This window comes from Pedobacter sp., assembly GCF_040513095.1.
GTDB lineage: Bacteria > Bacteroidota > Bacteroidia > Sphingobacteriales > Sphingobacteriaceae > Pedobacter.
The window spans coordinates 14,542-28,784 of the sequence record NZ_JBEVDX010000019.1; the positions used below are offsets into that span (position 1 = coordinate 14,542).

17 protein-coding genes are annotated in these 14,243 nt (G+C 41.6%); 12 read left to right on the forward strand and 5 right to left on the reverse strand.

The features are described from left to right. Nucleotides 1-10: 10 nt before the first annotated feature. The 8 genes from ABWY16_RS03165 to ABWY16_RS03200 are packed head-to-tail and all read left to right on the forward strand — an operon-like array spanning nucleotide 11 to nucleotide 7,316. Nucleotides 11-1,477 (forward strand): complex I subunit 4 family protein, encoded by a 1,467-nt coding sequence (locus tag ABWY16_RS03165; RefSeq protein ID WP_353903199.1) that lies wholly within the window; start codon nucleotides 11-13, stop codon nucleotides 1,475-1,477. A gap of 4 nt (nucleotides 1,478-1,481) precedes the next feature. Further along, nucleotides 1,482-2,855, forward strand: coding sequence for an NADH-quinone oxidoreductase subunit N (locus ABWY16_RS03170; protein ID WP_353903200.1), 1,374 nt, complete (start codon nucleotides 1,482-1,484; stop codon nucleotides 2,853-2,855). A gap of 44 nt (nucleotides 2,856-2,899) precedes the next feature. Next, nucleotides 2,900-3,559, forward strand: a complete 660-nt coding sequence (locus ABWY16_RS03175; RefSeq protein ID WP_353903201.1) for a DedA family protein — start codon at nucleotides 2,900-2,902, stop codon at nucleotides 3,557-3,559. Nucleotides 3,560-3,562: 3 nt separating this feature from the next. Then, nucleotides 3,563-4,114: an inorganic diphosphatase gene (locus tag ABWY16_RS03180; RefSeq protein WP_353903202.1), complete on the forward strand. Its 552-nt coding sequence runs from the start codon at nucleotides 3,563-3,565 to the stop codon at nucleotides 4,112-4,114. Next, nucleotides 4,114-5,439 (forward strand): hemolysin family protein, encoded by a 1,326-nt coding sequence (locus ABWY16_RS03185; protein ID WP_353903203.1) that lies wholly within the window; start codon nucleotides 4,114-4,116, stop codon nucleotides 5,437-5,439. The genes ABWY16_RS03180 and ABWY16_RS03185 overlap by 1 nt, the downstream gene beginning before the upstream one ends. Before the next feature lie 9 nt (nucleotides 5,440-5,448). Next, entirely contained in the window at nucleotides 5,449-6,153 is a 705-nt protein-coding gene (locus tag ABWY16_RS03190) for a 16S rRNA (uracil(1498)-N(3))-methyltransferase (RefSeq protein ID WP_353903204.1), read from the forward strand. After that, a complete protein-coding gene (locus tag ABWY16_RS03195; RefSeq protein ID WP_353903205.1) occupies nucleotides 6,150-6,809 on the forward strand; it encodes a DUF4159 domain-containing protein in 660 nt (219 codons plus the stop codon). Before ABWY16_RS03190 ends, ABWY16_RS03195 begins: the two co-directional genes overlap by 4 nt. A 3-nt stretch (nucleotides 6,810-6,812) precedes the next feature. Next, nucleotides 6,813-7,316, forward strand: coding sequence for an acyl-CoA carboxylase biotin carboxyl carrier protein subunit (locus ABWY16_RS03200; protein WP_353903206.1), 504 nt, complete (start codon nucleotides 6,813-6,815; stop codon nucleotides 7,314-7,316). A gap of 60 nt (nucleotides 7,317-7,376) precedes the next feature. On the opposite strand, the gene ABWY16_RS03205 is transcribed toward ABWY16_RS03200, so the two are convergent. Further along, nucleotides 7,377-9,002: an SUMF1/EgtB/PvdO family nonheme iron enzyme gene (locus ABWY16_RS03205; protein ID WP_353903207.1), complete on the reverse strand. Its 1,626-nt coding sequence runs from the start codon at nucleotides 9,000-9,002 to the stop codon at nucleotides 7,377-7,379. A 286-nt stretch (nucleotides 9,003-9,288) separates the two neighbouring features. Here ABWY16_RS03205 and porV point away from each other — a divergent pair, with 286 nt between their 5' ends. From porV to ABWY16_RS03220, 3 genes are read left to right on the forward strand one after another with little or no spacing between them, the layout of a single operon-like run. Continuing rightward, a complete protein-coding gene (gene porV, locus ABWY16_RS03210) occupies nucleotides 9,289-10,419 on the forward strand; it encodes a type IX secretion system outer membrane channel protein PorV (protein WP_353903208.1) in 1,131 nt (376 codons plus the stop codon). A gap of 14 nt (nucleotides 10,420-10,433) precedes the next feature. Beyond that, a complete protein-coding gene (gene ispF / locus ABWY16_RS03215; protein ID WP_353903209.1) occupies nucleotides 10,434-10,913 on the forward strand; it encodes a 2-C-methyl-D-erythritol 2,4-cyclodiphosphate synthase in 480 nt (159 codons plus the stop codon). A gap of 44 nt (nucleotides 10,914-10,957) precedes the next feature. Further along, nucleotides 10,958-11,167, forward strand: a complete 210-nt coding sequence (locus ABWY16_RS03220) for a hypothetical protein (protein ID WP_353903210.1) — start codon at nucleotides 10,958-10,960, stop codon at nucleotides 11,165-11,167. Between the two features lie 93 nt (nucleotides 11,168-11,260). Here ABWY16_RS03220 and ABWY16_RS03225 read toward each other — a convergent pair whose 3' ends face one another. The 4 genes from ABWY16_RS03225 to ABWY16_RS03240 form a co-directional block, all read right to left on the reverse strand. Beyond that, nucleotides 11,261-11,791: a YceI family protein gene (locus ABWY16_RS03225; protein ID WP_353903211.1), complete on the reverse strand. Its 531-nt coding sequence runs from the start codon at nucleotides 11,789-11,791 to the stop codon at nucleotides 11,261-11,263. Nucleotides 11,792-11,875: 84 nt separating this feature from the next. Continuing rightward, nucleotides 11,876-12,463 (reverse strand): Crp/Fnr family transcriptional regulator, encoded by a 588-nt coding sequence (locus tag ABWY16_RS03230; RefSeq protein ID WP_353903212.1) that lies wholly within the window; start codon nucleotides 12,461-12,463, stop codon nucleotides 11,876-11,878. Between the two features lie 12 nt (nucleotides 12,464-12,475). Beyond that, complete coding sequence (locus tag ABWY16_RS03235) at nucleotides 12,476-12,637, reverse strand: FeoB-associated Cys-rich membrane protein (RefSeq protein WP_353903213.1); 162 nt, start codon at nucleotides 12,635-12,637, stop codon at nucleotides 12,476-12,478. Nucleotides 12,638-12,717: 80 nt separating this feature from the next. After that, nucleotides 12,718-13,398 (reverse strand): NAD(P)H-binding protein, encoded by a 681-nt coding sequence (locus ABWY16_RS03240; RefSeq protein WP_353903214.1) that lies wholly within the window; start codon nucleotides 13,396-13,398, stop codon nucleotides 12,718-12,720. 331 nt (nucleotides 13,399-13,729) lie between these two features. Between ABWY16_RS03240 and ABWY16_RS03245 the strand changes: the two genes are divergently transcribed. Then, nucleotides 13,730-14,243, forward strand: a 514-nt coding sequence (locus ABWY16_RS03245; RefSeq protein WP_353903215.1) for a GTP-binding protein, incomplete at its 3' end; no start/stop codon positions are given.

Below are 14,243 nucleotides of genomic sequence, written 5' to 3' on the forward strand. Positions count from 1 at the left end.
AAAAAACATAATGGAACAAGTTTTATTACTTCTTATATTTTTACCATTAGTTGGTGCGCTGGTTACAGCATTTACCGGCAATGCCGCAAAACATGTGGCTATGGTCTTTGCTTTAGCTTCACTGGCAATTGCAGTAGCCGTAGCCTGTCAGTTCACACCGGATGCGAGTAAGCAGTTCGTGGTGAACCTTCCATGGATACAGAGCCTGGGGATCAATTTCCATGCTGGTATTGATGGCATCAGCCTGATCACTGTGTTACTGACTAATGTACTGGTACCGATCATTATCCTGGCAAGTTATCAGAACGGTTACCAGAAACCGGGTTCGTTTTTTGCACTGATTTTATTTATGCAGGCAGGTTTGCTGGTCGTATTTACGGCAATGGACGCCTTCCTGTTTTATATTGGCTGGGAAGCAGCTTTGATACCAATTTATTTCATCTGTGCGATCTGGGGCGGCAAAGACCGTGTATGTGTCAACATGAAATTCTTTGTGTATACAATCGGTGGTTCCCTGTTTATGCTGTTGGGAATAATCTACCTGTACCTGCAGAACCCTGCACATAACTTTGATATTGATGCATTCTACCGGCTGAGTTTAGATCCTGCACAACAAGGGTGGATCTTCTGGTCGTTTTTTATAGCGTTTGCAATTAAGATGCCTGTATTCCCCTTCCATACCTGGCAGCCTGATACTTATACTGAAGCTCCTGCCGCAGGTACTATGCTGCTTTCCGGTATCATGTTGAAAATGGGTATTTACGGAGTGATCAGGTGGCTGTTGCCAATTGTTCCTGCAGGTGTTCAGGATTGGGGCACTACAGCTATTGTCTTGTCTGTAATTGGAATTGTATATGCTTCACTAATTGCCTTTACACAGAAGAATGCCAAAAGACTGGTGGCCTATTCTTCCATTGCTCACGTTGGTTTAATTTCTGCCGGTATCTTCGCCCTCAATACACAGGGAATGCAGGGGGCAATGATTCAGATGCTGAGTCATGGTATCAACGTAGTAGGTTTATTTTTTGTGCTGGATATTATCGCTTCGAGGTTAAAGACAAATACAATCAGCGAACTTGGCGGTATTGCAAAAGTGGCCCCAAAACTTGCCATTGCTTTTTTAATCATCGTGCTCGGTACAGTTGCTTTACCGGGAACAAACGGCTTTATCGGAGAGTTCTTACTGCTGATGGGCGTTTATCAGTTTAATATCTGGGCAGTTGTTTTTGCCGGCCTTACGATCATCTTCGGGGCAGTTTATATGCTGAGAATGTATCAGCACATTATGCTTGGTAAAACAAACGACCTTACTATAGGATTTGAAGACATAAAAGGATCTGAAACTGTGGTATTAGTTATCATTTGCGCGCTGATTATTGTACTTGGAGTATATCCAAAACCTATTCTGCATTTATCAGAGGCTTCGGTACAGCAATTATTAGAACAGGTAAATCAAAAATTAACATCGGTAAAATAAGGAAATGAATATCATTATAACAATTGTTGTTACAGCTCTGGTAGTACTTTATGCAGGTTTGTTTAAGGCTACAAAAGCCTTGCTGCCGCTGACTTTAGTTGGACTGCTCGTTGCGCTGGGTTTCTGTGTAACTTCCTGGGATACCAATACGGTTTACTATGGAATGATGCAGATGAATAATTTTGCTATAGCCTTTTCATCGCTGTTGATTTTAGGTACGGCCTTTATCTTTTTACTGACAGAGAACTACTTTGCGAAAGACAGTGAAAATGTAGCTGAATATTATACCCTGATCCTGTTTGCCCTTTCGGGTGGAGTGATGATGGTTTCCTATACCAATATGTCTATGCTGTTCATTGGTCTGGAGATCATGTCTGTTTCTTCTTATATCCTTGCAGGTATAAGGAAGAATAATTTTGCCTCTAATGAAGCTTCATTGAAATACTTTCTGATGGGTGCATTTTCTACAGGATTTTTGCTGTTCGGTATAACATTAATTTACGGCGCCACAGGATCATTCAGCCTGGGTGCAATCAATCAATACCTGATCGGGAACTACCAGATGGTTTCACCTTTGTTTTACCCTGGTCTGATCCTGATGATGATCGGTATGTGCTTTAAAGTAGGCGCTGCACCTTTTCATTTCTGGACACCTGATGTTTACGAGGGTTCACCTTCACTGATTACTACCTTTATGTCTACAGTGGTAAAAACGGCTGCCTTTGCTGCCTTTATCCGTCTTTTTGCCGGAACATTTGCTCCGCTGCATGATTTTTGGATGCCACCTTTGATGGTCATTGTTTGTCTGACGCTGTTTATCGGTAATGTGACGGCTCTGTTCCAGAAGAACTTTAAAAGGATGCTTGCCTATTCAAGTATATCACACGTTGGTTACCTTTTATTCTCCCTGATCACGCTGACTTCATCATCAAATAACAATGTATTGCTTTATACTGCTGCCTATACTTTTGCAAGTATCACTGCCTTTGCAATATTGATCCTGGTGAAACAAAAAACCGGGGGAGACGACTTTGAAAGTTTCAACGGTTTGGGCAAACGCAATCCACTGGCGGCCCTCGCGCTGACAGTAGCTATGTTGTCACTCGCAGGTATTCCTCTTACAGGCGGGTTCATGGGTAAATACCTGATGTTCCTCAACGTGATGAACCAATACCAGATTTATCTGGTGGCATTTGCGATTTTAAATGCCCTTGTAGGATTTTATTACTATCTGAGAGTAGTTGTGGCCATGTACTTTAAAGAAGGGGCTGAAGTTCATCTGGAAACACCTGTTCAGTACAAAGTGGTACTTATTTTATCCGTTATTATCACTGTCATATTAGGGGTTTATCCTTCAGTAATTTTAAATCTGATTTAGGCATTCTCAGGAAAATTATTTGTAGTTTTACGAATACTTGAACTATGCACGATTTCTGGACTTCCTTACATCAGTATATTGATCCTGAAAAATTACTCAAAGAAGGTGGTTTTTATGTGGTAATGTTCGTGATTTTTGCCGAGACAGGTTTATTCTTTGGCTTCTTTCTGCCCGGTGATTACCTGTTGTTCCTGGCCGGAATGTTTGTTGCTACCGGTAAACTGGATGTAAACATTTTTCTGCTCATCTTGGGATTAATTGTGGCTGCTGTCTGCGGAAACTTTACGGGCTACTGGTTCGGTAAAAAAACAGGTCCGGTATTATATCATCGAAAAGATACTTTTTTTTTTAAAAAACGCTATCTTAAAGCCGCAGAAGTATATTACAACAAACAAGGCGCCTTTGCACTGATAATGGGTAGGTTTGTACCAATAGTCAGGACCTTTGCCCCAATCTTTGCAGGAGTGGTCAGGCTCGATTTTAAAAAGTTTGCATTATATAATGTTTGCGGCGCGTTTTTATGGATAACATCTTTAACTTTGCTGGGCTATTTTCTTGGCAGGAAATTTGAAAAGGAAATTAATGACTACCTGTTGTATATTATAATAGGTTTTATCACGATCACTTCTCTACCTCTGGCGATTGCCTTTTTTAGAAAAAGGGTAGAACAAAATACAAACGAAGATATTTCTAACACTGAATAATAAATGAATATAGACTTAAATCACCCCTGGCATAATGTTTCTCCAGGTGCTAATTTACCGGAATCGGTAAACGCTATTATCGAAATCCCTAAAGGATCAAAAGCAAAGTACGAAATCGACAAAGATTCTAATCTGATTAAATTAGACCGTGTCCTTTTCTCTTCTGTAATGTATCCGGCTAACTATGGTTTCATTCCTCAGACGTATTGTGATGACAATGACCCATTGGATATCCTTGTATTATGTTCTGTCGATGTTTATCCCCTTACTCTTCTTGAAGCAAAAGTAATTGGTGTAATGCACATGGTAGACAATGGTGAGCAGGATGATAAAATTATTGCTGTTGCTAAAAACGATATGTCAGTAAACTACATCAATGATATCTCAGAATTGCCTCCTCACCAGATGAAAGAAATCGTAAGGTTCTTCCAGGACTATAAAGCACTGGAGATGAAAAACGTGACTATCGAAAAACTGATGGGCGTTACTTATGCTTATAAAGTAATTCAGGAAAGTATAGAACTTTATAATAGTACATTTAGAAATAACTCTTAATGGGCTTTCAGATATTCTTAACCTTTTTCTTGGTCGTCTTAAACGGCTTTTTCGTTGCAGCTGAGTTTGCAATCGTTAAAGTCAGAGCGTCGCAAATAGAAATTAAAGCTAAATCTGGTAATAGGGTAGCTAATATTGCTAAATATATTACACAACATCTTGATGGTTACCTGGCTGCAACGCAGCTGGGTATCACATTAGCATCACTGGGACTAGGCTGGGTTGGAGAATCGGTAATGGAACATCTGTTACGAAATGCCTTAACATCATTTACCCAGGATCCGGTTTTCATCGCATCTTTCTCCAAAACAGCATCTCCGATCATTGCATTCAGTTTTATTACAATTATGCACATCGTTTTCGGAGAACTTGCACCAAAGTCCATCGCCATTCAGCGCCCTGTCGCCACAACTCTTTTCATCTCTCTGCCTTTACAAATCTTTTACATTGTATTCAGGCCCTTCATCTGGCTGTTAAACAGCCTGGCCAATATCATATTGAAAATGTTCGGGATCTCTACTGCAGGCGGACATGATTCTGTACACAGTACTGAAGAATTGTATTACCTGCTTGATCAGGGAAAAGAAAGTGGTGCATTGGATACCAATGAGCATGAGCTTATCCGCAACGTGTTCGACTTTAACGAACGTGTTGTAAAAAACATTATGGTTCCCCGTACCAAGATTTCGGGAATTGAACTATCCACTCCAAAGGAAGAAGTTATTCAGCTGATCATCGCTGAAGGTTATTCCAGGATGCCGGTATACGATGATATCATTGATAAGATCATAGGTATCATTCACGCCAAGGATGTTTTGCCTTTACTGGCTGGAAATAAAGACTGGTCACTGAAAGATATTATCAGAAAGCCCTACTTTGTTCCTGAGACAAAAAAAATCAATGACCTTTTAAGTGAGCTGCAGCAAAAGCGGATTCAGATCGCAATCGTAATCGATGAGTTTGGTGGTACTGCTGGTATGGTTACCCTTGAGGATATCGTAGAGGAGATCGTTGGTGAGATCCAGGATGAATACGATGAGGAAAAACCTACGGTTGAAAAGATATCCGATACGGAATTTGTTATCAATGCATACGCTACAGTGTATGATGTGAATGAACACCTGCCGCATGACCTGCCCGAAGATCTGGATTTTGATACTGTTGGCGGACTTGTTTCGCATGCATTTGGCAAGATCCCTGACGTAGGCGACAGCGAAGAGTGCTACGGCTACCTGTTTACTATTCTGAAGAAAACTGAACAGAACATCGAGACCATCAAGCTTGAACTGGTGATCAAGGAAGATGATATGGTTGATAACCACTAATCTTTAAGCATGCACGTTTTTTATACACCTGATATTACTTCGTCTGATTATATCCTGAATGAAGAGGAAAGCAGACACTGTATGAAGGTACTGCGTCTGGTGACCGGTGATGTAGTACATCTTATCGACGGCCATGGCGGTTTATACGAGGCTGAAATCACGGGCGAATCAAAAAAAAATGTTTCGCTGCGTGTTTTAAAAACTACCAGAGAATACCAGAAAAGAAATCATAACCTGCATATTGCCGTTGCACCGACCAAAAATATTGACCGGCTGGAATGGTTTTTAGAAAAGGCTACAGAAATAGGAATTGATCAGATCACGCCTGTGATCTGTGAACGTTCAGAGCGGAAAATTGTCAAGGAAGACAGGCTGAATAAAGTGATCACCTCAGCTGTTAAGCAGTCTTTACAGGCATATCACCCCTTATTAAATGAAGCTATACCGCTGAAAGACATGATCAGCAAACATACAGCAGATCATAAAATGATTGCGCACTGTATTGATGGGGAACCCCGTCAGTACATCAGTGAAATTGCACCTGCAGGTAGCAGCTACCTGATTCTGATTGGTCCCGAGGGCGACTTCACACCAAATGAAATTCAGCTTGCTTTGCAAAACGACTTTAAACCATTAACTTTAGGTAATACACGTCTCAGAACAGAAACTGCAGCACTGGCAGCTTGTTTTGAAGTGAATTACTTAAACAGATGAAGCTTAAATTACTGATCCTATCTTCTTTATTGATTTTATTATTCAGCAGCTATCAGGTCCCTACCTATCAGCTGGCAAGACTGAAGTATAATGGCGGTGGCGACTGGTATGGTGACCGTACGGCACTGATCAACCTGATTGCCTTCTGTAACCAGAACCTGCATACCAATTTTGCAGATGAAGAAGCCATTGCAGAAGTAGGCAGCCCCGAAATCTTTAATTATCCCCTGATTTATATGACAGGACACGGAAACGTAACCTTTAGCTCCCAGGAAGCGCAGAATCTGCGAAAGTACCTGACGGGCGGGGGATTTCTCCATATAGATGACAACTATGGACTGGACAAGTTTGTCCGGCTGCAGATGAAAAAGGTATTTCCGGAACTATCTTTTGTAGAGCTGCCTCCCAGTCATCCCTTATTCAATCAAAAATTTAAGTTTCCTGCGGGGCTGCCTAAAGTTCATGAACACAATGGAAAACCTGCACAGGCTTTTGCATTGATCTGGGATGGGCGTATGGTTTGTTTTTATTCTTATGAAAGCGATCTGGGCAACGGATGGGAAGATCTGGGTACTTACCCGGGAGATACGCAGGATAAGCGTTTACAGGCGCTTAAAATGGGCGCGAATTTGGTAGAATATGTATTAACGCAATAACAGATGTACAAGGTAAAAGTAAATGGGGCCCAGGACTTTGAACTGTCTGAAGAAAATAATGTCTTCAGTCTTTCCGGGCAGGATCTTGAACTGGACTTTAAGGAGCTTGCAAACGGGCATCTGCATGTGATTTATCAGCATAAATCCTACCAAGCCGAAATCGTTTCGGAGCTGAAGAAAGAAAAAATTGTAGTCGTAAAAATAAATGGCAGGTTGTACCATGTAGCTGTTGAAGATCAGTATGACAGGTTATTGAAAGAGATGGGGCTCAACGGTGTTTTGGGAAAGCTGGCACTGGAAATCAAAGCACCTATGCCGGGATTGGTTCTGAGTGTCAATGTTACTGAAGGGCAGGAGATAAAAAAGGGTGACAGCCTGCTGGTACTGGAGGCCATGAAGATGGAAAATATGCTGAAGGCTGCAACGGATGGAATTGTGAAGAAAATCTACGCCGGCAAAGGTGATAAAGTAGAAAAAGGGCAGGTGCTTATAGAATTTACGGCATAAAAAAAATGCAGTAGTCGATCACTACTGCATTTTTATTACATACTTCCTGAAGGAGAGATGTTATCTCTTTTTAGCGTTAAATGGTTTCTGCTGTTTAGGTTTAAACTGCGGTTTACCGTTCGGATTGATCTCGGATGCACCTAACATTGTCATTGCACATCTGAAACCAAGGTCAGCCGTAGATTCATCCTGTTGCAGGTATCTTCTGGTGGCAGGATTCAGCCACAGTGCCTGATCATCCCATGAACCACCTTTGTAAACCCTTGATTTATTATTTACCAGTGTGATTTCACCATAAAGTTTGTTTTCTTCATCGCGGTAACCTCTCTGGTCTGCATTATAAGTAGTTGTAGGCGCAGCAGCAGTTTGGGCCTGTGCACCAGCGGCAGCAACTGCCGCCTGTTTTTCTGCCCAGGTTTGTTTTCTGCCCGAAACTGCAGGCGTCATAATCGGCCTGTTGTATTTGTCTTTTTCCAGTTTCCCGGTAACCTGATCGGCGATCTTTTTATCCTGGAAGTTGTTACCACGGTAAGGGTTTAATGCTTCTGCATCGTTAAATGTATTGGAACGATAAACATCAGATACCCACTCGTTCACATTACCCGCCATGTTATACAATCCAAAGTCATTCGGAACGTAGGCCCTTACAGGTACTGTGATACTTCCTTTATCATTCAGTGATCCGCCAACACCCATGTAGTCACCTTTGGTTCTTTTAAAGTTGGCAAGGATTAAACCACGGGTCTTGGTTTTAGCCGAGGCAATACCCAAACCGTCCCATGGATAAACTTTGTTATTGTTGATGTTCTCGTATTCTGTATTTCCAATCAATCCCAGTGCAGCATATTCCCATTCAGCCTCTGTCGGTAAGCGGTAAGGTTGTTTTAGGATACCATCTTCAAGTCTTACATTTCTTGTAGCACCGCCTTTAACCGGTTTGCCATTGCCTGCGGCAATAGTTCCCTGAGGGCTCAGGTCTTTCATTGCGCGTTTACCTTTATCGTCATACTGACCGTTCTGATAAAGATCAGTGGTAAATGGACCAGTTGGGCGTGCAGCAGTAGTAGCAGCATTGGTTTTCTTACCATTCTGTCCACCATAAAGATCTTTATATGAGGTCATGTAACCCTGCTCCCTTAACAGAGATTCATTCACAATATCTGTTCTCCATGAGCAGTATCTCTGCGCCTGCTCCCAGGAAACGCCAACAACAGGATAATCCTGGTAAGCCGGGTGTCTCAGGTAGTTGTCAACGTAAGGCTCATTGTAGGAAAGCGGCCTGCGCCAGACAAGGGTGTCAGGAAGCTCATTGTAATAATATTCATAATTGGTTGGGTCAGTTCTTCTGATCCAGTTCAGGTACTCCAGCCAGTTCGTGTTGGATACTTCTGTTTCATCCATATAAAATGATGAAACTGTAGTTTCTCTCTTATGGTTGTAATCTTTCAACTCCTGACCGGGAATGCCTATTGCACTACCACTCATCACGAACACACCGCCCTCAATTTCCACTAAGCCCGGACCGGGGCCGCGCCTGAACTTCGTATTTACCTGGAAGCCCCCGTTTTCTGCTCTGTTATAGGCTAATCCGGTTTTTTCAGAGGTCGCATTTTTGTTCGACTTGCAGGAAACCAGTGCGGAAGCCGACAGTAAAATAGCAAATGAATATAAGTATATTTTTTCCATATGATGCTGATGGGTAATTATGAGGATAAATTTACACAAAAAAAATCCAATGCACCAAAAGAATTGAATAATAAGATGTTAAAACAGCTTGAAATCAATACATTGGCCTGTATTTCAACTGCGACTTTTTGATTGATATCATTAAATTGCTTATTTAATTATATTTGAGGAATATTACTCTTCTGAAATTGTGATGCCTGTGGTGCTTCAAGAGATAATCGATTAATTAAGGACAATGAATCTTAGGCGCTTCTTACAGTTTCTTCTTGTATCTCTTCTTTTTTTGGTGAAAAGCAGTGAGGCATTATATGCACAGGTGCCTTCCGAAGCTCAAACCAATGGCAGCAGGTTCAATAGTATCCGGACTGCAGTTCCATTCCTGCTGATTACACCTGATGCCCGGACGGGTGGAATGGGAGAAGCAGGTGTAGCGGTTGCTCCTGATGTAAATTCCCTTAGCATTAATCCTTCCAGGATAGCTTTTCTTGAACAGCGGTCGGGCTTTTCCCTTTCGTACAGTCCATGGTTAAAAAATATAGCTTCAGACATCAACCTTGGCTATTTAAGCGGGTTTTACAAAATAGATGAGAACAGCACAATTGGTAGTTCCCTCCGCTATTTCTCCCTTGGTAAAATCCAGCTGACGGATGTAAACCAGCAGGATCTCGGAACATTTAGTCCCAGCGAGCTGGCTGTAGATGTTACCTACGCACATCGTTTTGGCGATTCGTTCTCACTGGGAACTGCTGTAAGATACATCAGTTCCAATATTGCCACCAACCAGTTTTCGGCGGGACAGGATACCAGGGCCGGACAGGCTTTTGCAGTGGATATTTCTGCGTATTTCAAAAAACAAACCTACCTGCTTGGCCATGATGCTGTTTTGGCCGCCGGCATGAACATCTCCAACATCGGAACTAAAATGAGTTATGCTGATGCGGCTGAGGAATATTTCCTGCCAGGCAATTTGAAAATAGGCGGTGCCGGAACTTTCATCATTGATGAAGAAAACGACATTACGATAGCGCTCGACTTCAATAAGCTGCTGGTTCCAACTCAGCCTCTGTACAATGGGGACGGCACAATTCAGTCGGGCAAAGATCCCAACCGTTCCGTACCATCAGGCATATTCGGCTCTTTTTCGGATGCGCCCGGTGGCGCAGGGGAGGAGATTAAGGAAATAAACATAGCATCCGGACTGGAATACTGGTACAATAAAAGGTTTGCCTTAAGGGCGGGTTACTTTTATGAAAACCCCCGGAAAGGTGACAGAAGATATTTTACCTTAGGCACAGGCATAAGATACAATACAATGGAACTCAATTTTTCTTACCTGCTGGCTAACTCTCAGAAAAGCCCGCTGGCAAATACCTTAAGGTTTTCCCTGATGGTTAATCTTGGGGGCAACAGTCAATAACATAAATTATAAAAATGAAGATAAAAGTAGGATTTGGATTTGATGTACATCAGTTAAAGGATCAGCATCCTTTTGTGATGGGCGGGGTGACTCTGGAACATCACAAAGGTGCATTCGGACATTCTGATGCTGATGTGCTGCTGCACGCGATTTGTGATGCCTTGCTTGGGGCGGCTAACCTGAGGGATATAGGATTCCATTTTAAAAACACGGATCCCCGCTGGAAAGGTATCAGCAGCGTGATCCTGTTACAGGAAACAGTTAAGTTGCTGACAGAAAAAGGCTGGACAATCGGCAATATAGATGCCATGCTCTGCCTGGAGGCACCTAAGATCAATCCGCATATTCCCCAGATGCAGGAAAATATTTCAAAGGCAATTGATTTGCCTGTCGAAGATATTTCTATCAAGGCTACTACAAATGAAATGATGGGATTTATCGGCAGGGAAGAGGGAGTAGTGGCATATGCGGTATGCCTCATTCAAAAATTGTAAAACAATTGTGCTTTGAGCGGGTTTTTACAGGAAACCACTATTTTATGAAACACGTAACGAAATACCTTTTTATAGCGGGTTTTGGCGTTCTTTCTTTATCGGCCTGCACAATGGGCGACAAGGGAAGTGAAAAAAAACCAGACTCAGTAACGATCGATACAAATATCAAAAGCCAGTCTGCTACACCTGCAAAGCAATCAGACACCACGCTGATTGACAGTTTGCAAACGGATACGGCCGGTCAAAGGAAATAAACATAGAAGCCACCTTACATTAATGCTGCCTGTCGTTCTAACGCCTGAAAACATTGATGTAAGGTGGCTTCTATGTATTTATATGGGGCGGAATTAAGCTTGTTTTACAAACTGCAATTCGCCTAAAATTCTAACTTCTTCACTTACTACAACACCGCCGGTCTCTAAAGCTGCATTCCAGGTTAAGCCGAAATCAGTTCTGTTGAATTTTCCGCTGATGCTGAATCCTGCTTTGTTCTGTCCGTAAAGGTCTGTTACCTGACCACCAAATTCAACGTCTAAAGTAACTGGTTTAGTTACGTCTTTGATTGTTAAATCACCTGTCAATTTATAATCGCCGCCGTTTTTGGTGAAAGATGTAGATACAAAAGTGATTGATGGAAATTCTTCAGCATTAAAGAAGTCTCCGCTTTTTAAGTGACCATCTCGGTCGCCGTTTCCGGTATCTACAGAATCCACACCAGCTTTAAAAGTTACGGCTGCATGTTCAAAATCCTCAGCGTCCGTAGTCAGTTCTGCTGAAAAGTCATTGAAGCTACCAGTAACGGTGGTGATCATTAAGTGTTTTACTTTGAACTGAAGTTCACTGTGCATTGGGTCTAAAGCCCATTTAGTAGTTGCCATATTTTTATTTTTTAGATTGCTTATTTATTATGACAAAATTAAAAAGATAAAAGTATGTATACGTTGATGTATGATAAGAAATCTTTAAGCTTTAAAGTGTTTGTGTGCGAGGTCTTTGCGTACCCGGCTCAGCGATTCAGGTGTGATGCCCAGATAAGAGGCAATCATCCATTGCGGCACCCTTAGCGTCAGGTTGGGATATAGTTTTACGAAGTCCAGGTAACGCTCTTCGGCAGTAGCACTTAACAGCATATTGATTCTTTTCTGCATAAAGCGGATAGAGTTATTCAGCATAGTGTTGTTGAGGTCATGCAGGCAAGGCACATATTGTGCTGCATCATTGAAATAGTTAGGAGGTAAAAGCAATGCAGTAGTACGTTCTATAGCCTCGATATAAAAATCAGAGGGCTCATTGAAGTAACCATTTCTTTCGCCCATCCACCAGCGTTCGGGGGCAAACTGTATCACATTTGTTTTCGCTTTGCTGTCTACCGAATAACAGCGCAGCAGTCCTTCCGTTACAAAATAAGTTTTAGTGCTGATTTCACCAGGCGAAACGATGATTTTGTTTTTTTCGAAGGTTTTGATTTTTATCTCTTTGGTTATCAGATCAAACTGCTCGTCAGTCAGAGTTATACGTTCACGCAGGTAATCTTTTAAGAGGTCGAGCATAGGAATTTGGGGCTATTTATTCTTGATCTCAACTTTGGAGAGATCTACACCACATTTACCGCATCCTGATGCACAACCCCCGCTTTTGGGAGATACAGAACGATAAATGATGCGCCCAATATAGAAAAGTGCAGCCACAAATAGAATTCCAACTAATATAATTTGCATATCCATTAAACAAAAATAATTAATTGGCCTCTGCCTGAGGTCTGTAAAATGTCAATTTGTATAGTCCTGTACCTCGGTTAAACGCGCTAGCTAAAGTTGACAACTTCTGCGTCACTCATTTTCTGTATTTCATCAGATTCGTGAATGTATACTCCCGGATAATCTTCCAGTGATGCCCTGACCATAGCCCTGGCCACATTTTCTACTTTAATACTTCTGTATTTTCTCCATTTTCCAATCAAAATGGGATTCACTACCTGCATGATTATGCTGATGCTGCCTTCCATAAACCGTTTATCTTTTCTGGTGGCATCCAGTAGTGAAGGACGGTAAATATGAATGTTCTTAAAGGGAATTGCCTGAAGGTCGCACTCAACTTCTCCTTTTGTTCTTGTATAAAAAACAGAAGAGTTTTTGTCGGCACCAATGGAAGAAACAAGATGATAGCTTTGCACACCGTTCCTGGCTGCGATCCCCGCAGCTTCGAGTGGGTACTGATAGTCGATCTTCCTGTACTGCTGCTCATTTGGCGTTTTGTTTTTTGTAGTGCCCAGGCAGCAAAAAACCACATCTCCACTAATTTCGCCGGCATAGTCACTTATCTTGTCAAAGTCAATTGCCAGTTGTTTCAGCTTCGGGTGCTGGATTTTCAATTCCTTCCTCACCAGGATCAGGACCTCCGCATAATATTTGTTTTCCAAAAGCAGCAAAAGCAGGCTGTTCCCTATGGCACCGCTTGCGCCCAGTAGTATTGCTTTCTTGTTCATCAGGGTAGGTTTTGTTTGTCAGTGTTCGCGTATGCAGCTGCATGACTGAGCTGTAAGTTCATGCAGGTTTCATTTACTCTTGATATTAGTTGCCGTTTTATCTGAGTAGGCTGTGTTAAAATTAAATAAATATTTTAATTCTTATCAAAGATACTAAAACAATGAATTTAATGTTAAATCAATTTTTTTTAAATGCTTGTTTGTACAGGTAATTGAAGCGGTCAGGGATTTTCAATGCGCATTATTTACGTAATTATGTGACATTGTCCTAGCGGATAGGATGATATATCAAAAATTTACGTTATCTTTGCGCCAAAATTAGGCGCATTTTATGCAAAAAATAAGAAATATAGCTATTATAGCACACGTTGACCACGGTAAAACCACATTGGTTGATAAGATTTTACACACTTGTTCTATTTTTCGTGACAACGAACAAACAGGTGACTTGATACTTGATAACAACGATTTAGAGAGAGAACGTGGTATCACGATCGTTTCTAAAAACGTTTCAGTAATGTATAAAGATGTTAAAATCAATATTATTGATACACCTGGTCACGCCGATTTCGGTGGTGAGGTTGAACGTGTATTGAAAATGGCTGATGGTGTATTGTTGTTATGCGATGCGTTTGAAGGTGCAATGCCTCAAACTCGTTTCGTTACTCAAAAAGCCTTGGCTTTAGGTCTTAAACCTATTGTTGTTGTAAACAAAGTAGATAAAGAGAACTGTCGTCCTGAAGAAGTTTATGAGCAAATTTTCGAATTGTTCTTTAACCTCGAAGCTACAGAAGATCAATTAGACTTTCCTGTAATTTACGGTTCATCTAAACAAGGATGGATGA

Bases quoted from the DNA above. Each gene is read 5' to 3' on its own strand.
- ABWY16_RS03230 (WP_353903212.1), bottom strand. From the start codon at position 12,463: ATGCTCGACCTCTTAAAAGATTACCTGCGTGAACGTATAACTCTGACT.
- ABWY16_RS03225 (WP_353903211.1), bottom strand. From the start codon at position 11,791: ATGGCAACTACTAAATGGGCTTTAGACCCAATGCACAGTGAACTTCAG.
- ABWY16_RS03190 (WP_353903204.1), top strand. From the start codon at position 5,449: ATGCACGTTTTTTATACACCTGATATTACTTCGTCTGATTATATCCTG.
- ABWY16_RS03185 (WP_353903203.1), top strand. From the start codon at position 4,114: ATGGGCTTTCAGATATTCTTAACCTTTTTCTTGGTCGTCTTAAACGGC.
- ABWY16_RS03240 (WP_353903214.1), bottom strand. From the start codon at position 13,398: ATGAACAAGAAAGCAATACTACTGGGCGCAAGCGGTGCCATAGGGAAC.
- ABWY16_RS03180 (WP_353903202.1), top strand. From the start codon at position 3,563: ATGAATATAGACTTAAATCACCCCTGGCATAATGTTTCTCCAGGTGCT.
- ABWY16_RS03195 (WP_353903205.1), top strand. From the start codon at position 6,150: ATGAAGCTTAAATTACTGATCCTATCTTCTTTATTGATTTTATTATTC.
- ABWY16_RS03170 (WP_353903200.1), top strand. From the start codon at position 1,482: ATGAATATCATTATAACAATTGTTGTTACAGCTCTGGTAGTACTTTAT.
- ABWY16_RS03175 (WP_353903201.1), top strand. From the start codon at position 2,900: ATGCACGATTTCTGGACTTCCTTACATCAGTATATTGATCCTGAAAAA.
- ABWY16_RS03165 (WP_353903199.1), top strand. From the start codon at position 11: ATGGAACAAGTTTTATTACTTCTTATATTTTTACCATTAGTTGGTGCG.
- ABWY16_RS03200 (WP_353903206.1), top strand. From the start codon at position 6,813: ATGTACAAGGTAAAAGTAAATGGGGCCCAGGACTTTGAACTGTCTGAA.
- ABWY16_RS03235 (WP_353903213.1), bottom strand. From the start codon at position 12,637: ATGGATATGCAAATTATATTAGTTGGAATTCTATTTGTGGCTGCACTT.
- ABWY16_RS03205 (WP_353903207.1), bottom strand. From the start codon at position 9,002: ATGGAAAAAATATACTTATATTCATTTGCTATTTTACTGTCGGCTTCC.
- ABWY16_RS03220 (WP_353903210.1), top strand. From the start codon at position 10,958: ATGAAACACGTAACGAAATACCTTTTTATAGCGGGTTTTGGCGTTCTT.
- ispF (WP_353903209.1), top strand. From the start codon at position 10,434: ATGAAGATAAAAGTAGGATTTGGATTTGATGTACATCAGTTAAAGGAT.